At 47.2% G+C, this 13,157-nt stretch carries 13 protein-coding genes; 4 read left to right on the top strand and 9 right to left on the bottom strand.

What is annotated here, in order from left to right; genetic code table 11:
* Window positions 1–41: 41 nt before the first annotated feature.
* From clpX to tig, 3 genes are all read right to left on the bottom strand, one after another.
* Window positions 42–1,289 carry an ATP-dependent Clp protease ATP-binding subunit ClpX gene (gene clpX / locus ACZ42L_RS11670; RefSeq protein ID WP_464716181.1) on the bottom strand — a complete coding sequence of 416 codons (1,248 nt, stop codon included), beginning with the start codon at window positions 1,287–1,289 and terminating at the stop codon, window positions 42–44.
* A gap of 12 nt (window positions 1,290–1,301) precedes the next feature.
* A complete protein-coding gene (gene clpP / locus ACZ42L_RS11665) occupies window positions 1,302–1,967 on the bottom strand; it encodes an ATP-dependent Clp endopeptidase proteolytic subunit ClpP (RefSeq protein WP_464699435.1) in 666 nt (221 codons plus the stop codon).
* Between the two features lie 165 nt (window positions 1,968–2,132).
* Window positions 2,133–3,488 carry a trigger factor gene (gene tig, locus ACZ42L_RS11660; protein ID WP_464716180.1) on the bottom strand — a complete coding sequence of 452 codons (1,356 nt, stop codon included), beginning with the start codon at window positions 3,486–3,488 and terminating at the stop codon, window positions 2,133–2,135.
* A 258-nt stretch (window positions 3,489–3,746) separates the two neighbouring features.
* Between tig and ACZ42L_RS11655 the strand changes: the two genes are divergently transcribed.
* On the top strand, window positions 3,747–4,877 hold the full coding sequence (locus ACZ42L_RS11655) for a PCMD domain-containing protein (RefSeq protein WP_464716179.1): 1,131 nt from the start codon (window positions 3,747–3,749) through the stop codon (window positions 4,875–4,877).
* A gap of 9 nt (window positions 4,878–4,886) precedes the next feature.
* Window positions 4,887–5,663, top strand: a complete 777-nt coding sequence (locus tag ACZ42L_RS11650; RefSeq protein ID WP_464716178.1) for a porin family protein — start codon at window positions 4,887–4,889, stop codon at window positions 5,661–5,663.
* 415 nt (window positions 5,664–6,078) lie between these two features.
* On the opposite strand, the gene lptB is transcribed toward ACZ42L_RS11650, so the two are convergent.
* Window positions 6,079–6,903: an LPS export ABC transporter ATP-binding protein gene (gene lptB / locus ACZ42L_RS11645; RefSeq protein WP_464716177.1), complete on the bottom strand. Its 825-nt coding sequence runs from the start codon at window positions 6,901–6,903 to the stop codon at window positions 6,079–6,081.
* Window positions 6,904–7,539: 636 nt separating this feature from the next.
* Here lptB and ACZ42L_RS11640 point away from each other — a divergent pair.
* On the top strand, window positions 7,540–8,286 hold the full coding sequence (locus tag ACZ42L_RS11640) for an MlaE family ABC transporter permease (RefSeq protein WP_464702859.1): 747 nt from the start codon (window positions 7,540–7,542) through the stop codon (window positions 8,284–8,286).
* Between the two features lie 12 nt (window positions 8,287–8,298).
* On the top strand, window positions 8,299–9,078 hold the full coding sequence (locus ACZ42L_RS11635) for an ABC transporter ATP-binding protein (protein WP_464702858.1): 780 nt from the start codon (window positions 8,299–8,301) through the stop codon (window positions 9,076–9,078).
* Window positions 9,079–9,178: 100 nt separating this feature from the next.
* Here ACZ42L_RS11635 and ACZ42L_RS11630 read toward each other — a convergent pair whose 3' ends face one another.
* The 5 genes from ACZ42L_RS11630 to rpmF form a co-directional block, all read right to left on the bottom strand.
* Window positions 9,179–9,577, bottom strand: a complete 399-nt coding sequence (locus ACZ42L_RS11630; RefSeq protein WP_464716176.1) for a hypothetical protein — start codon at window positions 9,575–9,577, stop codon at window positions 9,179–9,181.
* A 5-nt stretch (window positions 9,578–9,582) separates the two neighbouring features.
* Window positions 9,583–10,896, bottom strand: coding sequence for a ribosome biogenesis GTPase Der (der, locus tag ACZ42L_RS11625; RefSeq protein WP_464716175.1), 1,314 nt, complete (start codon window positions 10,894–10,896; stop codon window positions 9,583–9,585).
* A gap of 72 nt (window positions 10,897–10,968) precedes the next feature.
* On the bottom strand, window positions 10,969–11,850 hold the full coding sequence (gene era, locus ACZ42L_RS11620) for a GTPase Era (protein ID WP_464699415.1): 882 nt from the start codon (window positions 11,848–11,850) through the stop codon (window positions 10,969–10,971).
* A gap of 120 nt (window positions 11,851–11,970) precedes the next feature.
* Window positions 11,971–12,969, bottom strand: a complete 999-nt coding sequence (locus ACZ42L_RS11615) for a beta-ketoacyl-ACP synthase III (protein ID WP_464699413.1) — start codon at window positions 12,967–12,969, stop codon at window positions 11,971–11,973.
* The gene (rpmF, locus tag ACZ42L_RS11610) at window positions 12,969–13,154 is read right to left on the bottom strand and encodes a 50S ribosomal protein L32 (protein ID WP_084589749.1); all 186 of its coding nucleotides are present in this window, start codon (window positions 13,152–13,154) and stop codon (window positions 12,969–12,971) included. The genes ACZ42L_RS11615 and rpmF overlap by 1 nt, the downstream gene beginning before the upstream one ends.
* Window positions 13,155–13,157: the final 3 nt, after the last annotated feature.

Raw genomic sequence — 13,157 nt, 5'->3', positions numbered from 1 at the left:
TTTCATTGTAAAATCGTATAAAGGGCTACAGAGACCGAGCCTTAAACTGAGGCCAGTCCCTGTAGATGTGCCTTGTCCAACTGCGCTTTTGCATAGTCGAGCGACACTTCAAAGTTCTTCACGTGTTTCGATGGAATCTCAAACATGGCATCCATCATCACCGACTCTACGATAGAACGTAGTCCGCGGGCACCGAGTTTGTACTCCACAGCCTTGTCTACGATAAAGTCGAGCGTATCTTTGGCGAACGACAACTCAATGCCATCCATATCAAAAAGCTTCACATATTGCTTGATAATTGAATTCTTCGGTTCTTCGAGAATTCGGCGCAAAGCCTCCCTGTCAAGAGGATTAAGATAGGTAAGTACCGGCAGACGACCAATGATTTCAGGTATCAAACCGAATGATTTCAAGTCTTGCGGGAGTATATACTTCATCAAATCCGTCTTGTCTACATTGCGAACGTTTTGCACGGAGTTGTAACCCACCACGTGAGTGTTCAATCGTTGAGCTATCTTGCGCTCTATTCCGTCGAATGCACCGCCACAGATAAACAGTATATTCTTGGTATCGACGTGGATATACTCTTGGTCCGGATGCTTACGTCCGCCCTGTGGCGGAACATTTACCATCGTTCCTTCGAGCAGTTTCAGCAAGCCTTGCTGCACACCTTCACCGCTCACATCGCGTGTTATGGATGGATTGTCGCTCTTACGCGCAATCTTATCTATCTCGTCGATGAACACAATACCACGCTCAGCAGCCGGCACATCATAGTTAGCCACCTGCAACAAGCGACTCAGAATACTCTCGACATCTTCGCCTACATATCCTGCTTCGGTGAACACGGTAGCATCTACGATGGTAAAGGGGACGTCGAGCAGTTTCGCAATAGTGCGGGCAAGAAGGGTTTTTCCCGTTCCCGTGCTGCCCACCATGATAATATTGCTCTTCTCTATCTCCACTCCACTCTCGTCTTTCGGTTGTTGCAGACGCTTGTAGTGGTTATATACCGATACCGACAGATAACGCTTAGCCTCATCCTGACCAATGATATACTGATCAAGATACTTCTTGATTTCTACCGGCTTCGGCACTTTCTTGAGCTTGAAAGCTCCGTTTTCCTTCTTATCCTGGGCATTCGAAACAGCAATACCTGTAGACCTTACAATCTCATAGGCCTGTTGCGCACAGTTCTCACAGATATATCCATTGAGTCCCGTAATCAACAATGTTACCTCTTTTTCGCTTCTTCCGCAGAAGCTGCATACCTTTTTCTGTGTTGCCATCTTTGCTTACGTTTATTTCTTACGCACAAGCACGGTATCTATCATGCCATACTCCTTAGCCTCTTCCGCATTCATCCAATAGTTACGGTCAGAATCCTGCCATACCTTCTCGAAGGGAGTATGAGAGTGATTAGATATGATGGTATAGAGTTCTTTCTTAAACTTCTGTATTTCCTTAGCCTCAATCTCTATATCGGAAGCCTGTCCCTGCACACCACCAAGCGGTTGATGAATCATCACACGGCTGTGAGTCAGTGCCGAACGCTTACCCTCCTGACCCGAAACGAGCAGCACAGCAGCCATCGAAGCTGCCATACCGGTACAGATGGTAGCCACATCGCTGGAGATAAACTGCATCGTATCGTAGATACCCAAGCCTGCCGTAACGCTTCCACCGGGACTGTTGATATAGATAGAGATATCTTTACCGCTGTCTACCGAGTCCAGATACAACAGCTGTGCCTGCAATGTATTGGCCGTATAGTCGTCAATCTCCGTACCGAGGAAAATGATACGGTCCATCATCAAACGCGAGAACACATCCATCTGTGTCACGTTCAACTGGCGTTCTTCCAAAATATAAGGGTTCAAATATTGTGCCTGAGCTTTCATTACGTCATCAAGCACCATACCATTCATACCAAGATGCTTGGTAGCATATTTCCTAAAATCGTTCATTTGTTATTCTTTCCTTTCGTTTATATAGATAAAAATAGAGGTTAACGACCCTCTTTTCAAATCTTCTAGGAACAAAGATACTAAAAAAAGTCGATAACCTCTTAATGATAAGAAGTTTTTTTATTTCGGTAACTGCGAAATATCTATATTGAGAACTCCTTCGATTTACTCTTCCATCAGTTTGTTGAAGTCGTCAAGAGAAATTTCCTTCTCGTTCAACTTCACTACATTCTTCAATACAGCACCGAGCTTACGGTCTACAGCCCTGTTCACGAAGCCGTCGATATTCTCGCGCTTCTTCAACAGTTCCTGAGCTCCCTGCTCGATGTACTCTTCAGGAATATTGTTCATGCCATATTGGGCAAACTGAGCACGTGTGGTCTCTTTAGCCGATTCAAGTATATCAGCATCTTCCACCTTGATATTATGTGCTGCTACCAGCTGCTCCTTAATCAGATGCCATGTCAGTTCCTTGATGCTCTGCTCGTAGTTGCTTTCTACGAATTCCTCACCGCGCTCCTTGTTGTTGTTCAGCATGATGCGCTTCAGCAATGCATCAGGATATTCCAGCTTGCCAACTTTCTTCTCGCAGTATGCACGTACATCGAGGATGAACTTGTAGTCGCTGTCGGTTGCCAACTGCACCTTCAAGCCCTCAGCAATCTTATCGCGGAACTCTTTTTCGCCTTTCACTGCATCCTTACCGAAGACGCTGTCAAACAATTCCTGGTCTACAGCATGCTTCTGGAAACGCTGGATTTCCGTAATCTGATAGCTGAAGTCGCCGGTATGCTCGCCCACCTGTGCACGGTCTATCTTCAACAGTGTAGACACCTCCGTATCGTTCTCAGGATATGCCTTGCGAGGATTGAATGTGATAATATCGCCTAACTTAGTGCCATCGAAAAGCTTCTTCTGGTCGTCTACCTTGATGTAGCTAGGCATCAGCACTGCTGCCTCAACAGTAACGCCACCCTCTTTGGTGTTGCCCTGCTCATCGAGTTCGCGCAAGTCGCCCTTCAGCATATCGTTCTCCTGATAGTCTTCAGCCTTTTCGTAGTTGCCCGAACGAGATGCAAACATGTCTACCTGGCGGTCAATCAGTGCATCGTCTACGGTAATATTGTAATAGTCAATCTTGTTGTGACCATTCAGGTCGCACTGGAATTCAGGTGCTACGGCTATATCAAATGCAAATGTATAAGGGGCATCCTTTGACAAGTCCTGCGGTTCCTGCTTCTCAGAAGGCAGAGGCTCGCCCAGCATCTGAATCTTGTTGTCCTGGATATACTTGTAAAGCTGGTCGCCCACGAACTTGTTGATAGCGTCCATCTTGGCAGACTCACCGAACTGCTTCTTGATAAGCCCCATAGGAACCATACCAGGACGGAAACCTGGGAAATTAGCCTTCTTGCGATAATCTTTCAATGTCTTCTCGACCTGCTCTTTGTAATCTGCTTCTTCGACTGTAACGGTCAACAGACCATTGATTTTGTCGGGATTTTCAAATGAGATATTCATCTTCGATGTTTTGTTTATTATTTATGTTTTTTATTATTCTAATTCCAAAGTTGAGCAAAGACCATGCCAAAAGCCGATAACTGCCAACACTTTACAATGGAGTGCAAAATTACAAAATTAACTGTGTTCCTGCAATAAGTTAACTTCTTTTTTATTATTTCTTACAAATCTTACAGACCCAGCTTCCTGTTTTTCCATATCTTTTATTACTTTTGTCCTCTATACATACACAATTCAGAAATAAATAGGTATTAGATTATGCAGAAACTCAAGAACTCGCTCCCAGCAGCGATGCTCCTGCTTTCATGCGCTTTTACATCTTGTATTCAAGATGAAGCACCGAACGCAGAAGCCGACATCACCGCTTGCACACTTCCCGATGCAGGCATGCTCATCAGAACTCCGGTCATCACCAACGACGAAGTAAAATTCTACACCAACGGGTGGAACGACGTGACCAAGCTAGCCCCATCCTTCACACTCACCGAAGGAGCAACCATAGAACCGGCCAACGGTACTGTGCGCAACTTCACTACGCCCCAGACTTACACTGTGACTTCGCAAGACGGGCAGTGGAAAAAGACCTACAAGGTATCTTTCATCTCCGACGATCCTGTTACGACATATCACTTTGAGAACGTGAAGTATTACACCTACGGCGATAATTCCTCTTCCGGCAAAGAGCCACAGAAGTTCTATCAGATATTCACCGAGACCACAACCGAGGGCAATACGATGGATTGGGCCAGTGGCAACGCAGGCTTCATGATTACACACAGCACGTCGCCCGCAACCGATTATCCCACGTGCCAAGCCGAGAATGGCGTGGAGGGCAAGTGTGTAAAGCTCGAAACAAAGGACACCGGAGCACTCGGTAAAATCTTCAAAGCGCCCATTGCAGCCGGCAACTTGTTCACAGGAGAAATGACCAATAATTTCCTTGCATCCGACAAAGCCAAGCTGACCCATTTCGGTGTGCCCTTCCGCAAGTCTCCTACTTACCTCACAGGATTCTACAAATACAAGGCCGGTGCGAAAGTTACCGATGCCAACCAGGCCGAAGTCAAGGGCAAAAAAGACACATTCGACGTCTACGCCGTATTCTTCGAAACTTCAAAGGAGACACCTTATCTCGATGGTACTAACTCGCTCACAAGCAAGAACATCGTTTCGATAGCACGCCTCACCGACAAGAAAGAGACCGACGAGTGGACATACTTCTCCATCAAATTCCAACCCATGAACGGTAAGACCGTTGATGCCGCCAGACTCAAAGAGGGCAAATACAGCCTGGCCATCGTCATGTCGTCGAGTATCGACGGCGCTAAATTCATCGGTGCCGTAGGCAGTACGCTCTATATAGACGAAATGGAATTGTTTTACGAATAACTTTTGACTATGAAATTAAAACTCATTTTGGCACTGCTCTTGGCAGCTGTAGCCACCAACATACAAGCGCAACAGGAGCGCGACCAGAATCTTATCAACTCCGAGAAAAACGGATGGGAATACGAAGTACGTGCCGGTATCAACATCGGCGGAGCTACACCGCTCCCTCTCCCCGTCGAAATCAGAAGCATAGACAGCTATAATCCCAAGTTTGCCGGTTCGCTTGAGGGCATCGTCACGCGTTGGTTCGACACCCAAAAGCAATGGGGTGTATCTGCCGGACTGCGTTTAGAGAACAAGGGAATGGAAACCGGGGCGACCGTGAAGAACTACAGCACCGAGATTATCAACGACGGTAGCCACGTAGCCGGTCACTGGACAGGTTACGTCAAGACCAAATACAGCAACACCTTGCTCACCTTACCGGTGATGGCCAACTACCGTTTCAACAACCGATGGAAGGCTCGTGCCGGCCTGTTCGCATCTCTACGACTCGACGGCGACTTCTCCGGACATGTGTCCGACGGCTATCTGCGCCAAGGAAATCCCACGGGCGAGAAAATAACATTTACCGACGGGAAGACCGCTACCTACGACTTCACCAGCGACCTGCGCCACTGGCAGTGGGGAGCACAGATTGGCGGCTCGTGGCGTGCATACAAGCATTTCTCGGTAAATGCCGACTTCACATGGGCCTTCTCCGACATCTTCAAGAGCGACTTCAAGACCATCACGTTCAATATGTACCCCATCTACCTGAACGTAGGATTCGGCTATCAGTTCTAACAGCACTATACTAAAAACTTATGCCTTCTATGTTTCTGCTCATACAGAAATATAGAAGGCATTTTTTATTTGCATTATAGTCTATAGATGAAACACGTCACTTCGGTATAAAATAAGCAGCCTACAACTGCCGTACACAATTATCCTCACAAGCAAAGATACAAAACAACAGTCAACGAAACGCCTTATTTTGCAATTTTTCTTTCAAGTTATTGCCTTATTTTACAGTTTTTACAACTTACAAACACCTTATTTTGCAAAAATCAGTCTTTACACATGACCTTATTATACACTAAACAGCCTACTGCAATGAATATCTGCCATGCCCGGCTATGCAGACAAAGCAGCCTTATAAAACTGTCAAACTTTCTTGTTGGGACAGAAATCTCTATCTATGTATTTTCTTTTTCTCCATTTACATCGCCTCTGCTTCGCGCTTTCTCTTCTCCTCGTCTATCATCTGGAAGTCTTTCTTGCGCAGCACAAAACTGTTGCTCAGATATTTCTCGCGTACTATCTTATTATTGGCAAGCTCTTCCGGATTGCCCTGGAACAATATCTTGCCCTCGAACAAGAGGTAAGCACGGTCGGTAATCGTGAGCGTCTCCTGCACATTGTGGTCGGTAATCAAGATACCGATATTGCGGTATTTCAACTGCCACACGATGTGTTGAATATCCTCCACGGCGATAGGGTCGACACCGGCAAAAGGCTCATCGAGCATGATAAACTTAGGGTCGATGGCCAGACAGCGCGCTATCTCGGTACGACGACGCTCACCTCCCGACAGCTGGTCGCCCTTATTCTTGCGCACCTTGCCCAGACGAAACTCGCGGATAAGCGTCTCCAGGCGTTCGAGCTGCTGCTCATGGTTGAGCTTGGTCATCTCCAACACCGACATGATATTGTCTTCCACACTCATCTTGCGGAACACACTGGCCTCCTGAGGCAGGTAGCCGATACCCTTACGGGCACGCTTATACACCGGGTCGTAGGTTATTTCCTCGTCGTTGATATAGACATGCCCCTCGTTCGGCACTACCAATCCCGTCGTCATGTAGAACGAAGTGGTCTTACCGGCACCGTTCGGTCCCAGCAATCCTACGATTTCTCCCTGCCGCACATTGATGCTTACACCATTGGCTACCGTACGCTTTCCGTAGCGCTTCACCAGTCCCTCGGTGCGCAACACGAGTTTTTCGCCATCGCCATACACCTGTCCGTTGTCCGTTTCACTCATCGTTTTGTTGTATCTATGTTTGTCTGCAAAGATAAAAAGAAAAATCGGAAGTCTACCTATTTTTCCGAAAGAGTGCTGCCTGATGATTACAACAGCATCTGTCTCGCCCCATCTTCGCCCGTTCCACACCCCTTGAACCACCGCCACAGAGCCATCCTCATCCCCTCTACGCACCTGCTTTCTATCCCACCTGTTTTTAATGATTTTACTGCAAGGCCTCCGCAGCATCACTGCAAAGCCCGAACAGCGGTGCTGCAAAGCCTAGGCAGCAATGCTGCCAGGCCTTTGCAGTTTTTTGCCCATAATCAGCCACTTTTCTTGGAAAATGTGATTTTAAGGCCCAAAACAGTTCGATTTTTGTGATTTTTACCTATATTTGTATTCAGAAAATATGATTTTCGCCTCTAAAACCGTCCATTTTTTGTGATATAAGGATTGTTCGCCTTGATTAATGAAAGGAACATCGGGTTCAACGGAAAGTTCTACACATTTCCCAATTTCCTCGCATTCCTGCTGAAAAGGTATCTGAGGGAAGAGCATTCGGCCATGCCGGAATAATACATATTAACCTACCGTAACAATAAAAGAGAGGGTTCGTTTGCCGTTTTCCTGTTTATTTCGTATTTTTGCAACGATATGCTTATCTTCAAATATCTCAATACACTAGGCAAATACCTATTGCTCATGGGGCGCACATTCAGTCGCCCCGAACGCATGCGCATGTTCTTCAAGCAATACGTGAAGGAAATGTCGCAGCTGGGTATCAACTCTATCGGCATCGTGTTGCTTATCTCTTTCTTTATCGGTGCAGTGATTTGCATTCAGATGAAAGTGAACATCCAGAGTCCGTGGATGCCAAGATGGGTAACGGGATATACCACACGCGAAATCATGCTGCTTGAATTTTCAAGCTCTATCATGTGCCTGATATTGGCCGGAAAGGTAGGGTCGAACATCGCTTCAGAGCTGGGAACGATGCGCGTAACGCAACAAATCGACGCACTCGATATCATGGGTGTGAACTCGGCAAGCTATCTCATCCTCCCCAAGATAATGGGCCTGATGACCATCATGCCTTTCCTGGTGATATTCAGTTCGTTCATGGGCATCATAGGTGCGTATGCCACGGCCTACGTGGGGCACATGCTGTCGCCCGACGACCTGACACTGGGCCTGCAACACTCATTTAATGCGTGGTTCGTATGGATGAGTATCATCAAGAGTACATTCTTCGCATTCATCATAGCCAGCGTGTCTTCCTACTTCGGCTACACCGTTGAGGGCGGTTCTGTTGAAGTAGGTAAATCAAGTACCGATGCAGTCGTGAGCAGCAGTGTGCTCATTCTGTTCTCAGATGTGTTCCTCACCCAACTCTTATCTTAATTTCCGCATACAATGATAGAAGTAAGACATCTCACTAAATCGTTCGAAGACAAGACCGTACTCAAAGACATCAATATGGTGTTTGAGGACGGAAAGACCAATCTCATCATCGGGCAAAGTGGTAGCGGAAAGACTGTTCTGATGAAAAACCTGGTGGGACTGCTCGACCCGACAGTGGGGCAAGTGCTGTACGACGGGCGCGATTTCGTGACAATGTCCAAACATGAGCGCGTCATGATGCGTCGTGAGATGGGCATGATATTCCAGAGTGCAGCCCTGTTTGACTCGCTGAACGTACTGGAAAACGTAATGTTCCCACTCGATATGTTCTCCAGCATGACGCTGAGAGAGCGGCAGAAGCGTGCACAAGACTGCTTGGCGCGTGTGAACCTGCTCGATGCACAAAACAAATTCCCCGGCGAAATCTCCGGAGGTATGCAGAAGCGTGTGGCCATAGCGCGTGCCATCGTGCTGAATCCCAAATATCTGTTCTGCGACGAACCTAATTCCGGACTCGACCCGAAGACTTCGCTCGTCATCGACGAACTGCTGTCGGGCATCACCAAGGAATTCAACATCACCACCATCATCAATACCCACGACATGAATTCGGTCATGGGCATCGGCGACAATATCCTCTTTATCTACAAAGGGCATAAGGAATGGCAAGGAAACAAAGACGAGGTGATGAGTTCGACCAACGACAAACTCAACGCATTGGTGTTTGCCTCAGACTTGTTCAAGATGGTGAAGAAGGCCGAAAACGAGAACGAAGCTAAGGCAACGAAATAGAAGCTGCAAGAAAACGAAAAGAGGATTAGAGTTATTTTATCCAAACTCCAATCCTCTTTTTTGTTGATATGAAATGCTGACCAGACGTTATCCGGACGTTTTATCGCAGATACCACACACCCTTATGCTGTACCATAGGCACTACTATCTGCTCGTTGGTGCTGTCGCCATAGACAAACTGCAACATCACCTGGGCCACATGCTTTGCTGTATCGGCCTTACTATTGACAATACGGATATCCTTGATGCCGCGATGCTCGTCGTTCTGCTGCCCGACAAACATGGCTGCATTATCGGCCAACTGCCTCTGATAACTCGCCGGAAGACTGTCCGGACGGTAAGTTCCAGCCACGAAAGCATCGTAATCGCCATGCAACAGGTAGTCGTAATAGAGCTTGGCTGCACGCGCAGCCACCTCGCCGGAGTCATCTTTCTTATCGCTACAAGCAGCAAAGCCCAGTAGCAGACAAGCCAGAATCAGAACAGGGAATCTCTTCATCGCACTTACTTCTGACGGATAAAGATGTTGATGGGACAACCATGCATGTCCCAGTTCTCACGTATCTTGTTCTCCAGGAAACGGCGATAATTCTCTTTCACGTACTGAGGCAGGTTGGCATAGAACACAAACGATGGTATCTGCGTGTTCGGAATCTGCATACAATACTTGATTTTGATATATTTTCCCTTGATTGATGGGGGCGGAGTGGCCTCGATAATAGGCAGCATGACTTCGTTCAACTTCGATGTTCCTACCTTCGAAGTACGGTTCAGATACACCTGTTTAGCCGTCTCCAACACCTTAAAGATGCGCTGTTTGGTCAGTGCAGAAGCAAAGATAATGGGGAAATCTACGAAAGGAGCCATACGTTCGCGTATCGCATTCTCGAAAGTCTTGATGGAAATCTGCGACTTATCTTCCACCAAATCCCACTTATTCACCACGACTACAAGCGACTTGTTATTCTTCTGGACCAACTGGAAGATGTTCATATCCTGCGCTTCAATGCCACGTAGCGCATCAATCATCAAGATACAGACATCGCTATTTTCTATGGCACGGATGCTACGCATCACGGAATAGAACTCCAAGTCTTCCGAAACCTTGTTCTTACGACGGATACCGGCGGTATCGACCAGATAGAAGTCGAAGCCGAACTTGTCGTAACGGGTATAGATACTGTCTCTGGTCGTACCTGCAATCTCTGTCACGATGTTGCGGTCTTCACCGATAAAAGCATTAATCAGGCTACTCTTGCCGGCATTCGGACGACCAACGACAGCAAAACGCGGAATATCTTCTTCCAACACCTCGTCTACCTTCTTCTCCAGTTTCGACAACAGCAAGTCGAGCAAATCGCCTGTTCCGCCACCTGTAGCAGCACTGATACACTGCGGATCGCCCAATCCGAGACTATAGAAATCGGCTGCCTGATAGTATTCAGAGCTGTTGTCCACCTTGTTAGCTACCAAGATGACGGGCAATTTCGCGCGACGCAGAATCTGCGCAACATCTTGATCCCAGTCGGTTACACCCGTAGTGACGTCGACAAGGAACAATACCAAGTCGGCCTCCTCGGTGGCAATAAGCACCTGTTTACGGATGGCATCTTCGAAAATATCATCCGAATTCACTACCCAGCCACCGGTATCGACCACCGAAAACTCGTTTCCATTCCACGAACACTTGCCATATTGGCGGTCACGCGTGGTGCCGGCGGTATCACTGACAATCGCACGACGCGACTGTGTCAATCTATTGAAAAGCGTAGACTTACCCACATTAGGACGTCCTACTATTGCTACTAAATTTGCCATATACTAATAATAAATCATGAATTACATCCTACTCCCCTCTTCAGGGAAATGAGGTAAAACCAAAGAGTGAAACTATTCCGGACTATAGCCGAAACTTTCCAACTCTTTCTTGGAACTGCGCCAGTCCTTATCTACCTTGACAAAGGTTTCCAGGAATATCTTCTTGCCGAAAAATTTCTCCAAAGTCTTGCGCGACTCCATGTTCATCTTCTTCAGCGCAACGCCCTGATGCCCGATGATAATGCCTTTTTGTGAGTCTCGCTCCACATAGATGACAGCACCTATATTAATCTGTTTCTCCTCTTCCTTGAAACTTTCCACGCGCACTTCGACACTGTAGGGTATCTCCTTGTCGTAATACAGCAGTATCTTCTCGCGTATAATCTCTGATACAAAAAATCGAGCTGGCTTGTCGGTCAGTTGCTCTTTGTCGAAATAGGGGGGAGAATCAGGCAACAGCTCTTTGATGCGTTTCAACAATACATCCACACCAAATTTATTCTTGGCCGATATCGGCAATATCTCTGCATTGGGCAACAGGCGATGCCAATGCTCCACGATATCGCCTAATGAGTTTTGATTGCTCTCATCTATCTTGTTGATGAGTAGCAATACCGGAATTGTCATCTTACTGACTTTCTCCAGAAACTCCATGTTCTTTTCCGGATTCTCGACCACATCGGTCACATAGAGCAGAATATCTGCATCGGTCAAGGCCGATTCAGAGAACGCCAACATATACTCCTGCATCTTGTAATTCGGCTTCAGGACACCGGGCGTGTCAGAGAAAACAATCTGCATATCATCGGTATTCACTATACCCATGATACGATGGCGGGTGGTCTGCGCCTTAAATGTAGCGATGCTGATGCGCTCGCCCACCAACTGGTTCATCAAAGTACTCTTCCCTACGTTCGGATTGCCAACGATATTTACAAATCCGGCTTTGTGCATTTTAACCTCCTTTTAGGACAAAAAGACGCATCCTTAACTGATATAAAGATGCGTCTCTCCGTATTCTGTTTATTACAAATATTCTTCTACTCTCACTGGCGAGAGTCAAATCAAAGCTGCTTATGAGTCGTAAGCCCAGCGATAATAGCTAGCTCCGTTCACAAATCCAGCTCCAAAGGCTGTGAAGATGATGTTATCGCCCTTCTTCAACTGCTTCTCGAAGTCCCATAATACCAACGGCATACAAGCCGCACTGGTGTTACCGTAACGCTGAATATTGACAAGAACCTTCTCTATCGGGCATCCGACGCGCTTTGCAACAGCTTCGATGATTCGCAGATTTGCCTGATGAGGAACGATATAAGTTACATCTTCACGGGTCAGTCCATTGCGCTTCAGCAGTTCCAGACAGTCATCGCCCATCGCTGTCACAGCATAACGGAACACCGTGCGCCCCTCTTGATAAGTGGAATGCAGACGATGGTCTACCGTGAAATGAGATGAAGGACATACCGAACCGCCGGCCTTGATGTGCAAGAACGGCAGACCCTTGCCATCCGTACGATGATAAGAGTCTATCAAACCGACATTCTCCTCGGTCGTACCTTCGACCATTACAGCCCCAGCACCGTCACCGAACAGCGCACAAGTGCTACGGTCCTGATAGTCGGTAATCGACGACATCTTGTCTGCACCAATCACAATGATACGCTTGTGGCGTCCACTCTGAATCATGTTGCAGGCCACATCGAAAGCATACATGAAACCGCAGCAGGCAGCAGAGAAGTCGAAAGCAAAAGCATTCTTCAGTCCCAACTTGCCCAATACGATAGATGCTGTAGACGGATGAATATAGTCGGGCGTGGTCGTTGCCACTATGACCGCATCAATGGTATCAGGATCTACACCCGTCTTCTGTATCAGAAGCTTGGCAGCCTTGCGCGCCATGTAGGACGTTCCCAGCCCCTCTTCGGTCAGAATGCGACGTTCCTTGATACCCGTGCGTGCCGTTATCCACTCGTCGTTGGTATCCACCATCCTCGACAGCTCTTCATTGTTGAGCACGTAGTCAGGTACATATCCCGCAACACCCGTGATAATGGCATTGATTTGCTCCATTATTCAGCTACTTCCTTTACAACAGCCAACTTACCTCTATAGTATCCACAAGTAGGGCATACTGTGTGATATACATGGTAACTGCCACAGTTAGGGCATACTGCCAGTGTGGGGGCTACTGCCTTATCGTGCGTTCTTCTCTTGAGTGTACGAGTCTTCGATTGTCTTCTTTTAGGATGTGCCATTTT

It is taken from the genome of Prevotella mikamonis, assembly GCF_055381405.1.
The sequence above is the reverse complement of the archived record's forward strand: the minus strand, read 5'-3'. Positions and strand labels throughout refer to the sequence as shown.

Bases quoted from the DNA above. Each gene is read 5' to 3' on its own strand.
- clpX (WP_464716181.1), bottom strand. From the start codon at position 1,289: ATGGCAACACAGAAAAAGGTATGCAGCTTCTGCGGAAGAAGCGAAAAA.
- clpP (WP_464699435.1), bottom strand. From the start codon at position 1,967: ATGAACGATTTTAGGAAATATGCTACCAAGCATCTTGGTATGAATGGT.
- tig (WP_464716180.1), bottom strand. From the start codon at position 3,488: ATGAATATCTCATTTGAAAATCCCGACAAAATCAATGGTCTGTTGACC.
- ACZ42L_RS11655 (WP_464716179.1), top strand. From the start codon at position 3,747: ATGCAGAAACTCAAGAACTCGCTCCCAGCAGCGATGCTCCTGCTTTCA.
- ACZ42L_RS11650 (WP_464716178.1), top strand. From the start codon at position 4,887: ATGAAATTAAAACTCATTTTGGCACTGCTCTTGGCAGCTGTAGCCACC.
- lptB (WP_464716177.1), bottom strand. From the start codon at position 6,903: ATGAGTGAAACGGACAACGGACAGGTGTATGGCGATGGCGAAAAACTC.
- ACZ42L_RS11640 (WP_464702859.1), top strand. From the start codon at position 7,540: ATGCTTATCTTCAAATATCTCAATACACTAGGCAAATACCTATTGCTC.
- ACZ42L_RS11635 (WP_464702858.1), top strand. From the start codon at position 8,299: ATGATAGAAGTAAGACATCTCACTAAATCGTTCGAAGACAAGACCGTA.
- ACZ42L_RS11630 (WP_464716176.1), bottom strand. From the start codon at position 9,577: ATGAAGAGATTCCCTGTTCTGATTCTGGCTTGTCTGCTACTGGGCTTT.
- der (WP_464716175.1), bottom strand. From the start codon at position 10,896: ATGGCAAATTTAGTAGCAATAGTAGGACGTCCTAATGTGGGTAAGTCT.
- era (WP_464699415.1), bottom strand. From the start codon at position 11,850: ATGCACAAAGCCGGATTTGTAAATATCGTTGGCAATCCGAACGTAGGG.
- ACZ42L_RS11615 (WP_464699413.1), bottom strand. From the start codon at position 12,969: ATGGAGCAAATCAATGCCATTATCACGGGTGTTGCGGGATATGTACCT.
- rpmF (WP_084589749.1), bottom strand. From the start codon at position 13,154: ATGGCACATCCTAAAAGAAGACAATCGAAGACTCGTACACTCAAGAGA.